This is a genomic window from Cellulomonas sp. NTE-D12 (genome assembly GCF_027923705.1).
Classification (GTDB): Bacteria; Actinomycetota; Actinomycetes; order Actinomycetales; family Cellulomonadaceae; genus Cellulomonas.
Genome location: NZ_AP026442.1, coordinates 3,378,405 through 3,397,459, shown reverse-complemented (window position 1 = coordinate 3,397,459; position 19,055 = coordinate 3,378,405). Strand labels below are relative to the sequence as shown.

The window sequence follows — 19,055 nt, the reverse complement described above, 5'->3', positions numbered from 1 at the left end:
CCGCCGGCCGGGACCGTGGACCGGAGGTGCCCGTCGTCGGCTGTGGGAAAATCGTCGGGCCGCCACCAGTCTGGAGTGATCCCGCTGCGTCTCATCCTCGTCCGCCATGGCCAGATCGCCGCGAACGTGCGGGGCGAGCTGGAGACCACCACGCCCGGGCCGGAGCTGACGCCTCTGGGTGCGCAGCAGGCCACCGCACTGGCGGCGGCGCTGGCCGACGAGCCCGTCGCGGCGCTGTTCGCCTCGACGATGATCCGCACCCAGCGCACCGTCGCGCCGCTCTCGGAGGTCCGCGGCCTGCCCGTGACGGTGCTGGCGGGGCTGCGCGAGGTGGACGCCGGCGACCTGACGCTGCGGTCCGACCGTCCCAGCGTCGAGCGGTACCAGGGGACGGCCTTCGGGTGGGCGGACGGGCGGCTGGACACGGTGATGCCCGGTGCGGCGGGGGGACGGGAGTTCTTCGCGCGGTACGACGAGGCGGTGGCGGCCATCGAGGCGACCGGTGCCGGGTGTGCCGTGGCGGTGAGCCACGGCACCGCGATCCGGGTGTGGGTCGCCGGCCGGTCGGCGAACGTGGACGCGGGCTTCGCGGCGGCCCGGCCACTGACGAACACGGGTGCGGTGGTGCTCGAGGGCAGCACCGCAGAGGGCTGGCTGGTGACGGCGTGGGAGGGCGAGGCGCTCGGGGGCCCGGCCGTCCAGTCGGTCGGCACGGACCCCACGGGCGCTCCCGCGGCCTACTGAGCGACGGGCTTGCGGGCGCGGATCACCGCGTTGTGCATGCCGTCGGCTGCCTCGTTCGTGAACTCGACGGTCGCGTCCGCGAACCCGGCGGCCGTCAGCCCGTCCAGGTACTCGCGGCGGGACAGCGCGCCGGCGACGCAGCCGGCGTAGCTCCCGCGCTCGGCACGCTGGGCCGGCGTCAGGTGGTCCTCGGCGACGACGTCGGACACCCCGAACCGACCGCCCGGCGCCAGCACCCGGAACGCCTCGCGCAGCACGGCGGTCTTGTCGACCGACAGGTTGATCACGCAGTTGGAGATCACCACGTCGACGGCGGCGTCCGGCAGCGGCAGCTCCTCGATTGTCCCGGCCCGGAACTCCACGTTGGTCGCTCCCGCCTCGGCGGCGTTGGCGCGGGCGAGCGCGAGCATCTCGGGCGTCATGTCGACGCCGTAGACGTAGCCGGTGGGCCCGACCCGCCGCGCCGAGAGCAGCACGTCGATGCCGCCGCCGGAGCCCAGGTCGAGCACGCGGTCACCCGGCCGCAGGTCGGCGACCGCGAGCGGGTTGCCGCAGCCGAGGGACGCCCGGACGGCCGCGACCGGCAGCTGGGCGCGGTCCTCGGCGCCGTAGAACGGGCTAGGGCCGGCGTCGAGCGTCGAGCAGCACGACGACGCGGCAGGGGAGCAGCACGCGGACGCCTCCGTCGCGGCCTGGCCGTAGTGGGCCCGCACCTGCTCGCGGAGGGCGTCTGCATCCGTCTGGCTCATCACAGTCTCCATTGATCGATGTCCGTCGATGCGATGGAAGATGGCACTGGTATCGATCAGTGTCAATGGTGACAGACGTCGATGTATGCGGCATCATGGAGTGGTGACCGTCGTCCAGCTCCCCGTCATCCAGCCCGCCCCGGCGGACGCTGCCGCGTGCTGCGAGCCGCTGATGCAGGCGCCGCTGACCGCCGAGCAGGCCGTCACCCTGTCGCACCGCATGAAGGCGCTCGCCGACCCGGCCCGGCTGCGACTCGTCTCGATGCTGGCCGCCAGCCCGGGCGGCGAGGCCTGCGTGTGCGACCTGACCGAACCCCTCGGCCTGTCGCAGCCGACGGTGTCCCACCACCTCAAGGTGCTGCACGACGCCGGACTGCTCACCCGCGAGAAGCGCTCCACGTGGGCGTACTACGCCGTGGTGCCGGAGGCGCTGGCCGCGCTCGCCGACGTGCTGACGCCGGGGGTGCGGGCATGAGCGAGGTTCGGCTCGCGCCGCTCACGGCCGAGCACTGGCCACAGGTGCGGGACATCTACGCGGCGGGCATCGCCACGGGCAACGCTACGTTCGAGTCCGAGCCGCCCACGTGGGAGAAGTTCGACGCGGGCAAGCTTGCGGAGCACCGGCTGGTCGCGCTGGACGACGGCGGCACCGTGCTCGGCTGGGTCGCGGCGAGCCCGGTGTCCGACCGGTGCGTGTACGCCGGCGTCGTGGAGCACTCGGTGTACGTGCACCCGGACGCCCGCGGGCGCGGGGTGGGCCGGACGTTGCTCGACGGGCTGCTGCGCTCGACGGCGGAGGCCGGGGTGTGGACCGTGCAGTCGGGGGTGTTCCCCGAGAACACCGCCAGCATCGCGCTGCACGCCGCGGCGGGCTTCCGGACCGTCGGCACCCGCAGCCGGCTCGGGCGCATGAGCTACGGCCCGATGGCGGGGCAGTGGCGCGACGTCGTGCTGCTGGAGCACCGGCTGCCGGACTGACGGTCCGCGTCGAGGCCTGGTCGAGGCCTGGTCGGCTCAGCCGATCAGACGGCTGCCGACCAGCAGCCATCGCCCCGCCAGCACCGCCGCACCCACGGTGACCAGGCCGAACAGCAGGACCCACAGCCCGCCGGGCACATGGGTCAGCACCGCCAGCTGTCCCGGGTCGGACCCGTCGTGGCGGCGTCCTCGTCGGGACGACGCGAGCTCGAGCACCGCCCGCGGCGCGCCGAGCAGCAGCACCCAGGCCGCGAGGTGGCCGGCCGCGACCTGCCACGTCACCGGCGCCCAGCCCGTGACGCCCACGAGCACCGCGGCGGTCGCCAGCACCGCCCACAGCCCGTACAGGTTGCGGATCTGCACCAGAACCAGGGCGAGCAGCACCAGCAGCAGCCACAGGGCGCCGACGGCGTACCCCCGGGCGACCAGGGCCGCGACACCGATCCCCAGGATCGCCGGTGCGGGGTACCCGGCTGCCAGGGTCAGCACCATCCCCGGACCGCGGGGGGCGCCTCGCGACGTCGTCAGCCCCGAGGTGTCCGAGTGCACGCGGATGCCGGACAGCTTGCGGCCCGCCAGCACGGCGACGGTCGCGTGACCCGCCTCGTGCACGATCGTCACCAGGTGCCGCAGGGCGCGCCAGGCCGTCGGGACGCCCAGCAGCAGCAGCGCGGCAGCGGCGGTGCCGAGCACGACGGCCGCGGACGGCGCAGGCTGCGGGGACGTGGCGGTGCGCCACAGGTCGGTGATCCAGGAAGGCACGGCCCTACCTCAGCACGTCGAGGGGTCTGCTAGCGTCCGGCACACCTGGAGGGCTGGCTGAGCGGCCGAAGGCGACGGTCTTGAAAACCGTTGTGGGGCAACCCACCAAGGGTTCGAATCCCTTGCCCTCCGCCACGCACCACGCACCACCGCGCGGGTGGCCGGACAGCGGGCGCCGAACCCGTCAGTCGGTCGGCTGCAGCAGCCGGACCTGGTAGGCGACCGCCGCGCGGGTGTCCACGCTCGGCGTGATCGTCACGGACATCCCGGTGCCGCGGCGCGGCAGCGTCAGCCCCATGACCCCGGGCGACGACGTCGCGCTGCATGCCGGCAGCGTCGTCCAGGTCAGGTACTCACCGATCTGCAGCTCGACGGTCAGCGTGCCCGTGCCGATGCACCGCACCACCAGCCGGTAGTTGCCGGGCGCCCACTGCTTGGCGTTCGCGCCGTGCAGCGGCGTGATCTTCGCCTTGCCGTCCACCAGCGTGAACGTCGGCGTCGCGCCGGCGGAGAACACGGTGTCCGGCCGCTCGGCGTTCTGCAGATCGGCCAGGTGGATGGCCGCGGCGATGTCGCCGGTGCTGGTCGGTGGGGTGCTGACGGCCGCCGCGGGCTGCGTCGGCTTCTTCGACTCCGAGCCGCACGCCGTCAGCGTGCCGGCGACGACAAGCGCCAGGCCGGCCGCCACGACGAGGTTCGTCCGTCGGTGGTGCCGGCGGAAGACGACGTCGAGCATGGGCCTCCGTCCGAGCGGGTTCGCGTCCGGGACCGTCGACGGTCCGTCGTGCGGGCGCGTGGCGCCCCGGTCCCAGGGGAGCAGCCTAGACGGGCCACCCGTGCCACTGGTCCGGCGACCGTTCGCACAGCGGGCTCAGCCGGCTCCGGGGCCGACGGTGGTCTGCGACGCCACCACGTACTGGCGGCTGAGCCGCAGCGCCGCCACCACGGAGTCCGCGCACCACGGCTCGAGGCACATGAGGGGGTCGTGGTGGGCGTAGGCGACGAACGCGGCCGTCTTGTCCCGCAGGTCGGCGCCGTGGACCACTGTGGGTCGGGTCCAGATCGGGTAGCCGCCGTAGGAGAGGAGCACGTGCGCGGAGGTGACGGCGTGGTCGGCCGACCGCACGAACAACGCGGTGGCGGTGTGGTCGGCGTTGTCGCCGGTCTGGAAGGGGATGGTCCAGTCCTGCGTGCGGACGGTGGTCGGGGCGAATGCGTTCACCAGTGCGGCCAGCGTCGAGGTCAGCGTGTCGGCGGTGTAGGTCGACGAGCCGTCGACGGCGGTGATCGTCGGGATCGCGCCCTGCCAGAGGCGCATCAGGCTCTCGTGGTCGTGCACCCGCATGCCGGTGCCGCGTCGGTTGCCGTCGGGCAGGCGCAGGAAGGCGATCGAGATGCGCGGGTCGGCGGTGAGCGTGAGCAGGGGGATCGGGTGCCCTTGCACGCCGGCGTCCGTCGTCGTCCACGCGTCCCGTACGCCGGCCATCTGGGCGTACGCCGCCTGGCTGCCGCGCTCCCGCGACTTCCAGTACGCCGTCCCCTGCGCGGCGTCTCCCGCGGTGACGACGACCGTGCGCACGCACCGACCCGACTGGATGTCGTGCAGCAGGTCCGGGCTGAGGAACAGCAGGTCGTCGTCCTCGTGCGCCACGATCTGCATCGCGCCGTCGTGGCAGCTGACGGGACCGGCGGGGACCGTGGCAGCGGCCTCGGCGGACGTGCCCCAGGTCGGCGCCAGCACCGCGCCCTCGCCCTGGGCGGCGCTGAGCACCAGCAGGGCGGCGACCGCGACGATCGCCACCGCACGCCCCACCGAGGCGCGTGTCGCGCCGCGCCGCCCCCTGACGCCCATCCCGGCCACCTTGCCTTCAGAGCCCCCCGTCGTCCAGCACGCCGACCCACCGGACCCCGACCAGCTGGATCTCGCCGGTGGCCGCCGCGGCCCGCTCGGCGTCCTCGTCGACCGTCAGGTACGGGTAGAAGTACGGCGCGTCCTCGTCGACGAGCGTGCGGAACCGGCTCGCCAGCGCCCGGCCGACGCCGGCGCCGGGCTGCAGGTCCTCCGCGACGGCCCACTGCCGCACGTACTCGTCCCACGGCAGACCACTCTCCCGCCAGGCCGTCCGCTGCCGGCCGAGCCAGCTGTCCGCGGACCCCTCCGGCAGCCGCTCGAAGCACCACTGCACGGTCGCGGCGTCGATGCGCTCCCACGCCCACTCGACCACCACCACCCGACCGCCGGGCCGCAGGAGCCCGGCGAGGCGCTCGGCCAGGGCGTCCAGGTCCCGCACGTGGTGCAGCGACGTGCTCGCCACCACCGCACCGAACGAGCCGTCGGGCGTGACGTCCTCGACGGTGACCTGCCGGTAGGCGGGGCCGTCCGGGGCGACCGGGTCGACGCCGACCGCGTCCCGACCCTCGGCGAGCAGCGCGGGGACGAACCCGCCGATGGGCCCGCAGCCCACCTCGAGCACCGGGCCGGTGCTGGGCGCCAGCTGGTCGCGCACCCACGGCCACACCGCGGCGATCCGCTGCGGGTCGCCGGTGTGGGAGCCGTGGTGGTGGGCCGGCTCCTCGGGTCCGTGGTGGTGCACGTGCGCCTCCGACGTGGGTGTGGTCCGGGGCGGTGGCGGTGGGCTGCCGACCCTCGGCAGAGACTACTGGCGTGGGCCGTCCGCCAGGCCGGGTCAGGGCGGTGGTCCGTACGTCCGGACGGGAGGAATCCCCCGAACGTGACGGAACGGGCGCCGGCCCGCTACGGTCCGGTGCATGCAGCGGGACGGTCGGCACGCACTGCGGCCGCCGGCTGCCTCGGCCGACGCGGTGCAGCGCGCCGCGAGCCTGGTGCGGGCGACGGCCGTCAGGCCCGTCAGCCGCGGCGAGCTGGCGGTGGCGCTCACCTGTCTCGGCATGACGCCGGACACGCGGACGCTCGAACGCCTCCAGCGGGCGCTGGAGACCGCCTGACAGGCGGCCGGGCCGGGCCAGACGTCCCGTGGGGGCCCGTTGACGGCCGTCATCATGGTGCCGTGCCCACCGAGCCAGACGACGACGAGCTCGACCTGATCCGGCGCTCCGGCGTCGTGCTGCGGGTCGGCAAGCTCAGCCTGTCCGCCGGGACCGGCTCCTACCGGGTGAAGGCCTCGATGGCCCGCGTCGCCCATGCGCTCGACGTCGACCGCCACGAGGCCCACGTCACGCTGACCGAGATCACGACGACCTCGCACCGCGGCCGCTCGTTCCGCACCGAGGTCGCCGAGGTCCGCTCCCTCGGGGTCAACACGGACCGGCTGGCGGAGCTCGAGTGGATGGCCCAGCGCCTCGAGGCTCGCGGCAAGGTGACGATCGGCGAGGTCAGCGCCGAGGTCGACCGGATCGCCGCGAAGCCCCCGCTGTACCCGGTGATCCTCAACGCGCTGTGGGCGGCGCTCGCGTGCGCGGCGTTCGCCTTCCTCAACAACGCGGGCCCCATCGAGATCATCGGCGCGTTCCTCGGTGCCGGGGTGGGGCAGGGGCTGCGTCGGGTGCTGCTGCACAAGGGGTTCAACCAGTTCGGCGTGACGATGCTGGCTGCGGCGCTGTCGAGCGTCGTGTACCTGTGGTTCGTGCAGCTGCTGCACTGGGCGGCGCTGACCGGGGGTGTGCACGAGGCGGGGTACGTGGCGGCGGCGCTGTTCCTGGTGCCGGGCTTCCCCCTGGTCACCGGCGCGCTGGACCTGGCCAAGCTCGACTTCTCGGCCGGGGTGGCGCGGCTGACGTGGGCGCTGATGATCTTCGTCTCGGCCGCCTTCGCGGTGTGGGGCGTGTCGATCATCGTCGGGCTGAGCCCCGACCCGCCGCGGGCGATGGCCATGGGCCTGCCGGTGCTGATGGCGCTGCGGGTGCTGGCGTCGGCGGTCGGCGTGCTCGGCTTCGCGCTGATGTTCAACAGCCCGTGGCGGATGGCGGTGGTCGCGGCGCTCGTCGCGATGATCCCCAACACGCTGCGGATCGCCGCCGTGACGCTGGCGGGCTGGCCGCCGCAGGCCGCCGCCGCGGTCGCTGCCTGCCTGATCGGCCTGCTGGCCGCCTGGATCGCCCCGCGGATGAACGTCCCTCGGATCACGGTGTACGTCCCGGCCGTGACGATCATGGTGCCGGGCGTGCCGGCCTACCGGGCCGTGTACTACATCAGCAACGGCGACACGATGCAGGCGCTGGGGTACGGCGTCTCGGCCGCGCTGATCGTCACCGCGCTCGCAGTCGGGCTCGCGATCGCCCGCATGCTCACCGACCGCGAGTGGGGCTTCGAGCACTGAGGCGCGCCGCCGCTTTGGTGCACGACGAGGGCACCTGTAGCCTGTCCACCGTCTTGGAGACGTCGCATAGCCAGGTCTAGTGCGCGGCCCTGCTAAGGCCGTGAAGGGGTCTCCCCTTCCGTGGGTTCAAATCCCACCGTCTCCGCTCGCTCTTGCTCTTGCTCTTGATCAGCCCGTGACGAGGCCAGCCACCACCCGGTGCGCTGGCCTCTCTCGCGCCCGGCCGTCCCAGGGTGCCGTCAGGCATCGCGCATAGGATCCGCGCCATGAGCACGTTGCAGCGGCCGATGATGCTGTCCAAGCTCCACCGCGCCACGGTGACGCAGGCCGACCTGGAGTACGTCGGCTCGATCACCGTCGACGAGGAGCTAATGGAGGCGGCCGACCTGCTGCCGAACCAGCAGGTGGACGTGCTCGACATCACCAACGGTGCGCGGCTGACCACGTACGCGATCCCGGGGCCGCGCGGCGGCCGGGACATCCAGATCAACGGCGCCGCGGCGCACCTCGTGGACGTCGGTGACCGCGTGATCATCGTCGCCTACGGCGTGATGAGCGACGAGGACGCGCACCGGCACGTGCCGCGGGTCGTCGTGCTGGACGAGCGCAACGAGATCGTCGAGCGGTAGGCGCCTCAGACGGCGCCCGGGTCAGCCGTCGCGACGCGGGTCAGCAGCTCCCGCAGAGTACGGCGCTCGTCGTCGGTCAGCATGGCCAGGAGCTGGTGCTGGACGTCGTCGAGCACGGCGTCCAGCCGCTCGAGCTCGCGTCGTCCCCCCCTCGTGAGGGAGACGACGTTGCGGCGCCGGTCGGTGCCGTCGGGAGTGCGCACGGCGAAGCCGGCGTGGCACAGGACGTCGAGCGCGGCCGTGACGTCGCTGCGGTCGATGCCGCCGACCCGGCCCACCTCGGCCTGGCTGGCGGGGCCGTGCTCGGCGAGGGCCAGCAGCACGCGGTAGTGGTACGGCCGTGAACCGCCGGCGGCGAACGCCTGCTGCAGCAAGGCGTGGCTGCGGGCGTGCACGCGGGTGACGAGCCAGGTCACGCGCTCGTCCAGGGGAGTGACCATCCACCGAGCCTACTGGTCTGTTGGCGACGCCAACGGTGCGATACCGTTGGCAGCGCCAACGAAAGGAAGAGTGCCATGACAGGCTTCGGTCCCCAGCTCATCGGTCAGACGGAGAAGGCGCTGGGCGCCCTGCTCGGGGAGGTGCTCGCGGGCACGCGGATCGACCAGCGGCAGTGGGTGGCGCTGCGGCTGACGGCCCAGACGGACGGCACCCGCGCGGCGGCGGACGTGGTCCGCGCGGAGGCGCACCTCGCCGACGCCGACGACCTGATCGACCAGCTCGCGGCGCTGGGCCTGGTGGCCGAGGGGCGGGTCACCGAGGCCGGGCGCCGGCTCATCGTCACGGTCACAGGTCGGGTGGACCAGCTGATGGGACCCGTCTGGCAGGCCGTCGACCCGGCCGACCTCGCGGCCGCCGAGCGGGCGCTCCACACCGTTCGGGACGGCGCGCGAGCGGCGCTCGGGCAGATCCCTCAGAGGTAGCCCAGCGCCTGGGCGACCACGACGGCGGACGCCGCTGACCAGGCCTGCGGTCGGCACGCTGCCGGGTATGGCAGGGCGTGCGGGGTGGGGCCGGTGGTCGGGTCGCCGGAGTACAGCTCGGGGATGCGGTAGCCGAACGACTCCGCGGCGCGCAGCAGTCCCTCGGCCAGCAGCTGCGCCTGGGCGTGGTGGCCCGAGGCGAGCAGGCCGCGGATGGCGATCGCCGTGTCGTGCGCCCACACCGAGCCGCCGTGGTACTTGAGCGGCCAGTAGCCGGTGCTCGACGTGGCCATCGTGCGCAGGCCGAAGCCGGAGCTGAGCTCGGGGTGCACGAGCCGCCGGGCCACCGCGTCCTCCTCGTCGGGACGCAGCAGGCCGGTGCCCGGCAGGTGGCCCATGTTCGACGTGACGGTGTCCACGGGTGCGCCGCTACCGTCCCGGGCGATGGCGACGTACGGACCGTGCTGGTCCTCCAGCCAGAAGTCCCGACGGAACCGCTCGGCGAGGTCGGCGGCCGCGGCGCGCAGCGCGGCCGGCGCGGTGCCGTCGGCCTCCGCACCGGGGTGTCCCAGCGCCTCGAACAGGTCCGCGCCGTGCGCCAGTGCCTCGTACGCGTAGCCCTGCACCTCGCACAGCTCGATCGGGCCCTCCGCCAGCCGGCCGTCGCGGAACTGGATGGAGTCGCCGGAGTCCTTCCAGCCCTGGTTGGCCAGCCCGTGGCCCGTGGTGTCCTGGTAGGCGAGGTAGCCGGCGCGGACACCGGCCACGGTCCACGCCAGCGCGCGCTCGGCGTGGGGGAGCAGGCGTCGGACGGCCTCGACCGGCATCCCCGCACGCCAGGCGTCGTGCAGCACGCACACCCACAGCGGGGTGGCGTCGACGGTGCCGTAGTACACGGGCGGCAGCGCCAGGCCGTCCGACGGCAGGGTCAGCGCGGCGCGGCGCAGCTCGTGCAGGATCTTGCCGGGCTCCTCCTGGGAGGCCGGGTCGTCGGTCGTGCCCTGCAAGGACGCCAGCACGGTGAGCGTCCCCTCCGCCAGCTCGGTGCCGAGGGGGAGCAGGAACCGAGCCGCCCAGAGGGAGTCGCGGCCGAACAGCGTGAAGAACCAGGGTGCGCCGGCGGCGAGGAACTCCTGGTCCGGCAGCGACGGCAGGGCCATGCGCAGGCCGTCGAGGTCGGCGAGGGACTGGTCGAGGAACCGGCGGGGTCGTAGGTCGGCGGAGGCGCCGAAGGCCGGGATGGCCAGCGGCGACGGCGTCCGCACCCCCGTCACCACCGCGATCCCGTCGTGCACCACCAGCCGCCAGGTGACGCGGGCCGGCCGGTCGGCTGCCGCGGTCAGCGTCCACCGCAGCACGGGACGAGCGGGGTCCTCGAGGTCGATGGCGGCACCCTCGGCCTCGACCTCGGCCGTGACGTCGTCCGCCGTCCAGACGAGCCCGGACGGCGTGCGTGCCGCGGGCACCGCGTCGACGGTGGTGCCCGACTTGATGGCCTCCATGGCGGCCATGTCCGACGACAGCGTCAGGGTCAGCCGTGCCGTGGTCGGCTCGGCGGTGGCGCACCGCAGCTCGAGGGTCTCGGACACCGACCCCGGCTCCGCGCTGCGGGTACGGAGCAGGCGCACCGTGGGGTCCGCCCCGGGCTGGTCGACGTGCCGGGGGAGGCCGACGAACGTCACCGACCCGCCGTCGCGCACGGTGCCGGCCGGCTCCGCCTCGGCGCCCTCGACCGTCAGCACCGCCTCGCTGAGCACCCGGACGTCGGAGTGCAGCACCCCCTGCACGGTGGCGCGGCCGGGTGCGGAGGGGCGGATCTGCCCGTCGGGCGCGGACCACGCCTGGGTGGGCGCGCGGAACACGAGCTCGAGGTCGTGCAGGAAGGGCTGCAGGTGCTCGCTCATGGTTCAGGCTCCCCGTCGGGCATCGCTTGACAGTACGAAGTCGATGGCCGACTCTGTGTCTCACGCCGGGCATTTGATCAATCAAACCGCAGTCGCGATCCTAGTTGATCGATCAAAGCTCCTGGCAAGGCCCTTGATGGAGAGGAGCTGGCGATGGCGCCGGACAGCAGCGACGGGCGTCGTCCCACCGTCTCGAGCGTCGCCGCCCACGCCGGCGTCTCGCGGCAGACCGTCTCCAACGCCCTCAACAGCCCCGAGCGCCTCCAGCCGGACACCCTCAAGCGCGTGCTCGCGTCCATCGAGGAGACCGGCTACGTCCGCAGCGCCGCCGCCCGGCAGATGCGCACCGCCCGCTCGGGCGTGCTGGCCTACCGCCTCGACCCGGTGCTGGACGGCATCAGCGGCCTGGTGCTCGACACCTTCCTGCACTCGCTGACCAGCGACGCGGAGGCCCACGACCACCGCGTGATGCTCTACACCGCCGACTCCGACGAGGCCGAGCTGCGCCAGTTCGAGCGGCTGACCCGGGCGCGCAGCGTCGACGCGTTCGTCCTGGTCGGCACGCACGCGCACGACGCGCGGTACCGGTGGCTGACCGAGCGGCACGTGCCGTACGCGGTCTTCGGCCGACCGTGGGCGCGGCAGGCGTCCGGCAAGCAGTCGCAGCACGCGTGGACCGACGTCGACGGCGCCGCCGGCACCAGCCAGGCGACGGAGCACCTGCGCAGCCTCGGGCACACCGAGATCGCGTTCGTCGGCTGGCCCGCCGGCTCGGGGACCGGTGACGAGCGGCGCCGCGGCTGGGAGCAGTCGATGAGCGCCGCGGGCGTGCCGACGCGGCACCGGCACGGCCTGGACTCCGCGCAGCCGGACGGCATCCGGTCCGGTGCGGAGGCCGCGCGGCGGCTGCTCGAGGCGGGTGCGACGGCGTTCGTCTGCGCCTCCGACTCGCTTGCTGTCGGCGCCTGGGGCGCCGTGCAGGCCGCGGGGGCGCAGGCCGCCGTCGTCGGGTTCGACGACAGCCCGACCGCCGCTGCCCTCGGCATCACCTCCGTGCGCCAGCCGCTGGAGCAGGCGGCCCGCTGGGCGCTGGACAGCGTGCTGGCCCAGCTCGACGGGCGGCCCAGCGACCCGGCCGACTCCGGCCTGCTGGTGCCGACGCTCGTCGTCCGCGAGAGCTCCGTCGCGGCGCCCGCCGCGCACCCCTGACCCGTCCACCATCCGACGCGCTAGAGAGGCACATCGATGAAGATCACCAGGAGAGCGCTCCTCGCCGCGGGTGCCGCACTGACGGCCACCGCCACCCTCGCCGCGTGCAGCAGCGGCGGCGGCTTCGGCTCACCCGCCGCCTCCGCCTCGGCCTCGTCGTCCGCCGTGGCGTCCGACAACCACCAGCCGCTCACCATCCTGATCGGCACATCGGGCGACGCGGAGACCAACGCCGTCAAGGACGCCGTGGCCGCGTGGTCCAAGCAGTCCGGCACGCAGGCGACCGTCAACGTCGCCTCCGACCTGGGCCAGCAGCTGTCGCAGGGCTTCGCCGGCGGCAACCCGCCGGACCTCTTCTACGTGACCAACGACTCGGTGGCGACGTACGCGAGCAACGGCTCCCTCGAGCCGTACGTCACGCAGCTGAAGAACAAGGACTCCTTCTACCCGTCCCTGGTCAAGGCGTTCACGGTGAACGGCAAGGAGTACGCCGCGCCCAAGGACTTCTCGACGCTGGCCCTGGTGATCAACACGGACATGTGGACCGCCGCCGGGCTGACGGACAAGGACTACCCGACCACCTGGGACCAGCTGGAGTCCGTCGCGCAGAAGCTGACGACGCCGCAGCACGTGGGCCTGGCGGTGTCCGGCCAGTTCGAGCGGCTCGGTGTGTTCATGGCCGAGGCCGGCGGCTGGCTGGTGGACGACAACGGCAAGGCCGCCGCGAGCTCGGACGCGAACGTGCAGGGGCTGACCTACGCCAAGAAGCTGCTGTCCGACGGTGCGATGAAGTACGCGTCGCAGCTCGGTGCGGGCTGGGGCGGCGAGGCGTTCGGCACCCAGAAGGCCGCGATGACCATCGAGGGCAACTGGATCTCCGGTGCGATGACCAAGGACTACTCGTCGGTCAAGTACAAGGTGGTCAAGCTGCCCGCCGGCCCCAAGGGCGAGGGCACCATCCAGTACGACGGCGGCTGGGGCATGGCCTCGCAGTCGAAGAACAAGGGCGGCGCGCTCGACCTGGTCACGTACCTGACCCAGCCGGACCAGCAGCTCGGGTTCGCCAAGGCGTTCGGCGTGATGCCGAGCGTGCAGTCGATCGCCGACCAGTGGAAGCAGCAGTTCCCCGAGCAGACGGCGTTCCTCGACAGCGCCGCCTCGTCGAAGTCGATCCCGAGCGTCGCCGGCATCAGCGACGTGATCAAGAACTTCGACTCCCAGCTCGACGGGCTGTCCAGCACCGATCCCAAGCAGATCCTGGACAAGGTGCAGACCAACCTCCAGGCGCTGCCCGGCCTGTCCTGAGGCAGACCGGCATGGAGACCGTCATGGCGCGCGCGGCGGGCACGACGTCCGCGCCGGCCAGGTCGGCCACCCGTCGCGGTCCCGGCATCCGGGGTCGCGACGGGGTGGCCGGCTGGCTGTTCACCGCCCCGGTGCTGGTGATCCTGGGCCTGTTCCTGGTGCTGCCGATCGCGATGGCCGCGTGGGTGTCGGTCTCGAGCTGGAGCGGGCTGGGCAGCCCCTTCTCGTCCACCGTGAAGTTCGTCGGCGGCGCCAACTACGCGGCGCTGCTGGCCAAGCCCGGGCTCGCGCAGTCCGACTTCGGCACCTCGCTGCGCAACAACGCCTGGTACGTGCTGCTGGTGGTGCCGGTCCAGACGGCGGTGTCCCTGCTGCTCGCCGTGCTGGTGAACCGGCGGATCGCCGGGCAGGGTGCGTTCCGCACCGCCTACTACTTCCCGTCCGTCACCTCGTCGGTGGCGATCACCGTGATCTTCCTGTTCCTGTTCTCCGCCTCCGGGACCGTCAACGCGGTGATCGGCTGGCTGGGCGGCACGGGACCGGGGTGGTTCACCGAGACGCGGGGCGTGGTGCAGCTGCTGCTGCAGGCGGTCGGCGTGCACGCGCCCGCCGGGAACGGGTTCCTGGGGCTGACGTGGTTCGACTGGGTGGCCGGCCCGAGCCCCGCGATGCTCGTCTTCATCGTGATGGCGATCTTCACCACGTCGGGCACGTTCATGCTGATCTACCTGGCGGCGCTGCAGCAGATCGCCGAGGAGATCGACGAGGCGGCCGTCATGGACGGCGCCGGGCCGTGGAAGCGGTTCTGGTACGTCACCCTGCCGATGCTGCGGCCCACCACGTTCACCGTGGTGACGCTGGGGCTGATCGGCACGTGGCAGCTGTTCGACCAGATCTACGTCGGCTCCAAGGGCGGTCCGGCCAACACCACGCTGACGCCCGCCTACCTGTCCTACAGCCAGTCGTTCATCAACAACGCGTGGGGCCGGGGCGCGGCGATCGCGTTCATCCTCTTCGCGATCATCGTGCTGTTCACCGTGCTGCAGCGGCTGGCGCTGCGGGAGCGGACGCCACGGCGGAGGCGGTCCCATGGCTGAGGCAGCGGTTCAGGCGCCGGTGACCCGGCCGGTGGTGCGCACCCGGGTGCGGCGGCGCCGGTCGCCGCTGGGCGTCACCGGCCGGTACGCGGTGCTCGTCGGGATCGCGCTGGTCTACGTCTTCCCGTTCGTCGTCTCCCTGGCCAACTCCTTCAAGACGGACCAGGACGCGGCCAACAACCCCGTCTCGCTGATCCCCAAGACGTTCACGACGGCGGCCTACCAGCGGCTGTTCCAGTCCGACCTGCCGCTGTGGCTGACCAACACGGTGATCGTCACCGTGCTGGTCACCGCCGGCCGCGTGCTGTTCGACTCGATGGCCGGGTACGCGCTCTCGCGGCTGCCGTTCCGGGGGCGCAACGCCGTGTTCGCCGGGCTGGTGGCCGTCATGGCCGTGCCGGGCGTGGTGCTGCTGATCCCGAAGTTCCTGGTGATCAAGCAGCTCGGGATCTACGACACCTACCCCGGGATGATCCTGCCGATGCTGGCGGACGCCGCCGGGGTGTTCATCATGCGCAACTTCTTCGAGTCGGTCTCCCCGTCGGTGGAGGAGGCGGCGCGGATCGACGGTGCCGGGGTGTTCCGCCGGTTCTGGTCGGTGGTGCTGCCGATGTCCCGCTCGGCGCTGATCACCCTGTTCGTCCTCTCGTTCCAGGCCTCCTGGAACGAGCTGCCGCAGATGATCGTCTCCACCCAGAGCCCGCGGCTGTTCACGCTGACCAAGGGCACCGCGCAGCTGGCGTCCGGGGCGCTGAGCGCCGGCTCCCAGTTCCCGATCAAGCTGGCCGCCGCGACCCTGATGACCATCCCGGTGGCCGTGCTGTTCTTCGTGTTCCAGCGCCGGATGATGAACACGACGGGCGGCGCGACGAAGGAGTAGCGCGGTGCCGTGGCGTCCGGGACCGGGCTCGCTGGCGGTCGACGACGGCCTCGCCGCGGTTTGGGCGCACGGCACGCGCGTTGTTCGGCATGAGCTGCGCCGGGCTCTGGAGGTCGAGGCCGGGCCCGGATCACCGACGAGTGGCGTCAGCCGCGGTTCCTCGGGCACCTGCAGGCTGTCTACGGCGTCGCACCCGGTCTGTGGACGGACCTCGCTTGTACGGCCGGCGGATGCCACGCGCCCAGGCGGTCGTCTACTGTGCGGCTGATGCCGGTCGCCTGACCGTGGCTGGGTACCGCGAAGTCGTTCCCGGCGTCGGGGCCAACGAGATGTGGATCTTCGCTCGGTCGGGTCCCGGTCGTTTGCGCGCGCCGGTGGTCGATCAGCACGTGTAAGCGGGCGGCAGCAGGTCGCTGAGCAACCGGATCTGCCGGTGCGGGAGGCCGGCCTTGATCGTGGCGTACGCCCCTGAGCTGCCCGGCAGCCTGCTGTGCGCTTGTGGGCTTGCTCTTGACGCTGAGCCGGGTTCAACCGCGGACGGCTTGGAGTTTCCGTCCGCGTACCAGGCGATGCGCGCGTCGCGCCCGCAGTGGATGAGGGATCCGCGACGCACCTGTGGTCAGCTGCAGAACGCAGACCGCCCCCAGGGAAACGAAGGTGCCCGCCGGGTCAGTCGAGCACGCGGCCCTGTCTCCCCATCGACCACCGCGGCGGCGCGTCCCGGTCAGCGGGGGTCGAGACGAAGCGTGGTGGCGGTTGCTTCGGCGCTGGTGATGGCGCGCACGGGTGATCCGTTGCCGTACTTGGCGTGGTACGCGCGGTCGATCGCGGTGTCGTGCGTGTCGTCCGGGGTGAAGGTGACCTCGGCGTGTGCGGACCCGACCCGAACGGTGCCGGTGCCAGTGCGGCGGGCGGCGCGGTACCACGCTCCCTCCTCTCCGCGCACGGAACGGACGAAGACGGCGCCGTCGAGGACGACATGCCAGACGATGGTGGCGGGTCGCAGTGTTCCGTCCGGCCGGTAGGCGGCGAGGTGAATCTCGCCGGCGTGGTCGATGGTGGCCAAGGTGGCCTGGTCCCAGTCGCCCATGGTCGGGCTCCTCATCTCTGTTGGCTGCGGGGGTGGTTCAGCGGCGCCGGTTGGCCGGGGTCAGCACGTCGTTCGTGGCATGCACGAAGTCGTACGCACGGCCCATCCCGACGTACGGCACCGCCTGGTAGAGCACTTCCTTGACCTCGACGGGGGTGACGCCACCGGTCAGGGCGGCGCCGACCATGACGCGGTACTCGCTCAGCGCGCCGGCGCCGATGAGCGCGGCCAGCTGGGTGATCAGCCGCAGTCGCGGTTCGAGCCGGGACTGGGCGAGGACCTCGTCGAACGCGAAGTCCTCGAAGATCTCCACGAGCTCGGGGTCGGTGCGGTCCAACGTGGGGACGTGCCCGGGGAACAGCGCGTCGTGGGTGGTGCGTGCGGCCTGGGTAGGCATGGGTCCTTCTAGCTGGGTGGAGGAGTCGTGAGGGTCAGGGGCGCAGGGCGACTTTGAGGGCTTCGCGGGAGTCCATGAGCCGGTAGGCCTCGGGCGCCTGGGTCAGGGGCAGCTCGCGGTCGAACACCAGGCCCGGCTGGATCTGGCCGGACAGGACCTGGGTGATGCCGTCCTCGAGGTAGGCGCGCACCGGCGCCGGGCCGCCGGTCAGGGTGGCGTTCTTGCCGAACAACGAGCCGAACCCGACGGGTGCGTCCTCGTACTGCGGGACCCCGACGCGGGAGATCACCCCGCCGGGGCGCACGATGCCGTAGGCCTGCTCGTAGGCGGGCATGTGCCCGACGGCCTCGAGCACCACGTGCGAACCCTCGCCGTTTGTCAGGTCCATGACCTGGTCGATGCCGTCCTTGCCGCGCTCGGCGACCACGTCGGTCGCGCCCCACGTGCGGCCCAGGTCGGTGCGGTCGGTGTGCCGGCCCATGAGGATGATCCGCTCGGCACCCAGCCGCTTCGAGGCCAGGACCGCCGACAGGCCGACCGCGCCGTCGCCGATCACGGTGACGGTCTTGCCTGGCTCGACCCGCCCCATGTGCGCCGCGTGGTACCCGGTCAGGTACACGTCGGAGAGCGCCAGCAGTGAGTTGAGCAGACCCGGCTCGGCGGTGGCGGGGTCGGTGTCCGGGACCACGACGAGGCTGCCGTCGGCCAGCGGGATGCGGGCCAGCTCGGCCTGCAGCCCACCGGTCTGCGGCGAGCCGTACCAGCCGCCGTGCACGCACGAGGTCTGGAAGCCGTCGCGGCAGAACGCGCAGGTGTTGTCCTGGAACGCGAACGGTGCCACGACGAAGTCGCCCTTGCGGACCGAGGTCACCGCGGTCCCGGTCTCCTCGACGACACCGATGAGCTCGTGACCCATCGGGTTGCCGGTGCCCGCGGCGGGCTTGGAGTGGTACGGGTGCAGGTCGGACCCGCAGACGCAGGCGCGCACGACGCGCACGATCGCGTCGGTGGGCTGCTGGATGACCGGGTCGGGCGCGGTCTCGACGCGCACGTCGCCGGCGCCGTACATGAAAGTGGCAAGCACGAGTAGCTCCAAGGGGTGATGCAGGACCCGTCGGTGGACGGGCAGGGATGGTCTGGCCCGTGGTCTCAGGCCTCGGGGATGGCGCGGGCGAAGAACTCCGGGCGCGGCACGTCGGGGTCAGGCCCGCCGCGCACGCCGGTGTCCAGCGCGTCGATCGCGGCGAGCTCCGCGGTGGTCAGCTCGAAGTCGGTCACGGCGAAGTTCTCGGCGATCCGCGACGGGGTCACGGACTTCGGGATCGCGGAGCGGCCCTGCTGCAGGTGCCAGCGCAGCATCACCTGCGCCGCGGTGCGACCGTGGGCGACTGCGATGGACGCGATGGTGGGGTCGTCCAGGGTGCTGCGCCGGTCGTCGTCGCCCCAGCCGGGGTAGAACGTGATCCCGCCGATCGGAGACCACGCCTGGGTGAGCACCCCGTGGCGGGCATCGGCGGCCTGGACCTGCGGCTGGGCGAAGTACGGGTGCAGCTCGACCTGGTTCACCGCGGGCACGACCTCGACCTGCTCGAGCAGGGAGTCCAGGTGGTGCGGCATGAAGTTGCTGACACCGATCGCCCGCACGCCGCCGTCGGCCAGCAGCTTCTCCAGTGCGCGGTAGGCGCCGACGGTCAGGTCGAACCGGTCGGGGGCGGGCTGGTGCAGGATCAGCAGATCGAGCTGGTCGAGGCCGAGCTTGCCGGTCGCCTTGTCGAACGCGTGCAGCGTCTGCTCGTACCCGTAGTCGGACACCCAGACCTTCGTCTCGACGAAGACGTCGTCGCGGGTCAGGCCGGACTGTGCCAGCGCCTGGCCGACGCCGCGCTCGTTGCCGTACGCGGCGGCGGTGTCGATGTGTCGGTAGCCGACCTCGAGGGCCGTGCGGACCGCGACGACCGTCTCGTCGGGTGGGGTCTGGAACACCCCGTAGCCGAGGGCGGGCATCGTCACGCCGTTGTTCAGGGTGAGGGTCGGGATCATCGTCATGCCTTTCACGCTAGGTACCGGTGACCGGGGCGGGGAGGGTCTGG

At 72.6% G+C, this 19,055-nt stretch carries 22 protein-coding genes and 2 tRNA genes; 13 read left to right on the top strand and 11 right to left on the bottom strand.

Annotation, left to right across the window (positions count from 1 at the left end; genetic code table 11):
- The first annotated feature begins 75 nt into the window (after positions 1-75).
- Positions 76-744: a histidine phosphatase family protein gene (locus tag QMF98_RS15730; protein WP_348773379.1), complete on the top strand. Its 669-nt coding sequence runs from the start codon at positions 76-78 to the stop codon at positions 742-744.
- On the opposite strand, the gene arsM is transcribed toward QMF98_RS15730, so the two are convergent.
- Positions 738-1,493: an arsenite methyltransferase gene (gene arsM, locus QMF98_RS15725; protein ID WP_337973860.1), complete on the bottom strand. Its 756-nt coding sequence runs from the start codon at positions 1,491-1,493 to the stop codon at positions 738-740. The two genes, QMF98_RS15730 and arsM, sit on opposite strands and share 7 nt — an antisense overlap.
- A gap of 85 nt (positions 1,494-1,578) precedes the next feature.
- Here arsM and QMF98_RS15720 point away from each other — a divergent pair, with 85 nt between their 5' ends.
- Both QMF98_RS15720 and QMF98_RS15715 read left to right on the top strand, forming a co-directional pair.
- Positions 1,579-1,968, top strand: coding sequence for a metalloregulator ArsR/SmtB family transcription factor (locus QMF98_RS15720; protein ID WP_490715626.1), 390 nt, complete (start codon positions 1,579-1,581; stop codon positions 1,966-1,968).
- Positions 1,965-2,471, top strand: coding sequence for a GNAT family N-acetyltransferase (locus tag QMF98_RS15715; RefSeq protein ID WP_337973859.1), 507 nt, complete (start codon positions 1,965-1,967; stop codon positions 2,469-2,471). The genes QMF98_RS15720 and QMF98_RS15715 overlap by 4 nt, the downstream gene beginning before the upstream one ends.
- Positions 2,472-2,507: 36 nt before the next feature.
- Here the strand turns inward: QMF98_RS15715 and QMF98_RS15710 are convergent, their stop codons facing one another.
- The gene (locus QMF98_RS15710; protein WP_337973858.1) at positions 2,508-3,233 is read right to left on the bottom strand and encodes a M50 family metallopeptidase; all 726 of its coding nucleotides are present in this window, start codon (positions 3,231-3,233) and stop codon (positions 2,508-2,510) included.
- 47 nt (positions 3,234-3,280) lie between these two features.
- Between QMF98_RS15710 and QMF98_RS15705 the strand changes: the two genes are divergently transcribed.
- Positions 3,281-3,368 (top strand) — tRNA-Ser (locus QMF98_RS15705).
- Positions 3,369-3,417: 49 nt separating this feature from the next.
- Here the strand turns inward: QMF98_RS15705 and QMF98_RS15700 are convergent.
- From QMF98_RS15700 to QMF98_RS15690, 3 genes are all read right to left on the bottom strand, one after another.
- Entirely contained in the window at positions 3,418-3,969 is a 552-nt protein-coding gene (locus QMF98_RS15700; RefSeq protein WP_337973857.1) for a hypothetical protein, read from the bottom strand.
- A gap of 135 nt (positions 3,970-4,104) precedes the next feature.
- Complete coding sequence (locus QMF98_RS15695; protein ID WP_337973856.1) at positions 4,105-5,085, bottom strand: PIG-L family deacetylase; 981 nt, start codon at positions 5,083-5,085, stop codon at positions 4,105-4,107.
- Positions 5,086-5,101: 16 nt separating this feature from the next.
- Entirely contained in the window at positions 5,102-5,827 is a 726-nt protein-coding gene (locus QMF98_RS15690; protein ID WP_337973855.1) for a class I SAM-dependent methyltransferase, read from the bottom strand.
- A 175-nt stretch (positions 5,828-6,002) separates the two neighbouring features.
- Between QMF98_RS15690 and QMF98_RS15685 the strand changes: the two genes are divergently transcribed.
- The 4 genes from QMF98_RS15685 (at position 6,003) to panD (ending at position 8,160) form a co-directional block, all read left to right on the top strand.
- Complete coding sequence (locus QMF98_RS15685) at positions 6,003-6,200, top strand: hypothetical protein (RefSeq protein WP_337973854.1); 198 nt, start codon at positions 6,003-6,005, stop codon at positions 6,198-6,200.
- Between the two features lie 62 nt (positions 6,201-6,262).
- Positions 6,263-7,531: a threonine/serine exporter family protein gene (locus tag QMF98_RS15680; protein WP_337973853.1), complete on the top strand. Its 1,269-nt coding sequence runs from the start codon at positions 6,263-6,265 to the stop codon at positions 7,529-7,531.
- 55 nt (positions 7,532-7,586) lie between these two features.
- Positions 7,587-7,676 (top strand) — tRNA-Ser (locus QMF98_RS15675).
- Between the two features lie 121 nt (positions 7,677-7,797).
- Entirely contained in the window at positions 7,798-8,160 is a 363-nt protein-coding gene (panD, locus tag QMF98_RS15670) for an aspartate 1-decarboxylase (RefSeq protein ID WP_348773378.1), read from the top strand.
- A gap of 5 nt (positions 8,161-8,165) precedes the next feature.
- Here panD and QMF98_RS15665 read toward each other — a convergent pair whose 3' ends face one another.
- Positions 8,166-8,600 (bottom strand): MarR family winged helix-turn-helix transcriptional regulator, encoded by a 435-nt coding sequence (locus tag QMF98_RS15665; RefSeq protein ID WP_337973852.1) that lies wholly within the window; start codon positions 8,598-8,600, stop codon positions 8,166-8,168.
- Between the two features lie 75 nt (positions 8,601-8,675).
- Here QMF98_RS15665 and QMF98_RS15660 point away from each other — a divergent pair, with 75 nt between their 5' ends.
- Positions 8,676-9,083: a hypothetical protein gene (locus QMF98_RS15660; RefSeq protein WP_337973851.1), complete on the top strand. Its 408-nt coding sequence runs from the start codon at positions 8,676-8,678 to the stop codon at positions 9,081-9,083.
- Here the strand turns inward: QMF98_RS15660 and QMF98_RS15655 are convergent.
- Positions 9,074-10,987 (bottom strand): glycogen debranching N-terminal domain-containing protein, encoded by a 1,914-nt coding sequence (locus QMF98_RS15655; protein WP_337973850.1) that lies wholly within the window; start codon positions 10,985-10,987, stop codon positions 9,074-9,076. The two genes, QMF98_RS15660 and QMF98_RS15655, sit on opposite strands and share 10 nt — an antisense overlap.
- Before the next feature lie 153 nt (positions 10,988-11,140).
- On the opposite strand from QMF98_RS15655, the gene QMF98_RS15650 reads away from it, so the two are divergent.
- Genes QMF98_RS15650 through QMF98_RS15635 form a run of 4 tightly spaced genes read left to right on the top strand, consistent with a single transcriptional unit; the run spans position 11,141 to position 15,478 of the window.
- On the top strand, positions 11,141-12,196 hold the full coding sequence (locus tag QMF98_RS15650) for a LacI family DNA-binding transcriptional regulator (protein ID WP_337973849.1): 1,056 nt from the start codon (positions 11,141-11,143) through the stop codon (positions 12,194-12,196).
- Positions 12,197-12,232: 36 nt separating this feature from the next.
- On the top strand, positions 12,233-13,501 hold the full coding sequence (locus QMF98_RS15645) for a sugar ABC transporter substrate-binding protein (RefSeq protein WP_337973848.1): 1,269 nt from the start codon (positions 12,233-12,235) through the stop codon (positions 13,499-13,501).
- Positions 13,502-13,512: 11 nt separating this feature from the next.
- Positions 13,513-14,598, top strand: coding sequence for a carbohydrate ABC transporter permease (locus QMF98_RS15640; RefSeq protein ID WP_291758479.1), 1,086 nt, complete (start codon positions 13,513-13,515; stop codon positions 14,596-14,598).
- Positions 14,591-15,478, top strand: a complete 888-nt coding sequence (locus tag QMF98_RS15635) for a carbohydrate ABC transporter permease (protein ID WP_337973847.1) — start codon at positions 14,591-14,593, stop codon at positions 15,476-15,478. The genes QMF98_RS15640 and QMF98_RS15635 overlap by 8 nt, the downstream gene beginning before the upstream one ends.
- A gap of 724 nt (positions 15,479-16,202) precedes the next feature.
- Here the strand turns inward: QMF98_RS15635 and QMF98_RS15630 are convergent.
- The 4 genes from QMF98_RS15630 to QMF98_RS15615 form a co-directional block, all read right to left on the bottom strand.
- Complete coding sequence (locus QMF98_RS15630) at positions 16,203-16,568, bottom strand: DUF2255 family protein (protein WP_337973846.1); 366 nt, start codon at positions 16,566-16,568, stop codon at positions 16,203-16,205.
- A 37-nt stretch (positions 16,569-16,605) separates the two neighbouring features.
- A complete protein-coding gene (locus tag QMF98_RS15625) occupies positions 16,606-16,965 on the bottom strand; it encodes a carboxymuconolactone decarboxylase family protein (RefSeq protein ID WP_337973845.1) in 360 nt (119 codons plus the stop codon).
- Between the two features lie 34 nt (positions 16,966-16,999).
- Complete coding sequence (locus QMF98_RS15620) at positions 17,000-18,049, bottom strand: zinc-binding dehydrogenase (protein ID WP_337973844.1); 1,050 nt, start codon at positions 18,047-18,049, stop codon at positions 17,000-17,002.
- Positions 18,050-18,114: 65 nt separating this feature from the next.
- Positions 18,115-19,005 (bottom strand): aldo/keto reductase, encoded by an 891-nt coding sequence (locus tag QMF98_RS15615; protein ID WP_490715672.1) that lies wholly within the window; start codon positions 19,003-19,005, stop codon positions 18,115-18,117.
- Positions 19,006-19,055: the final 50 nt, after the last annotated feature.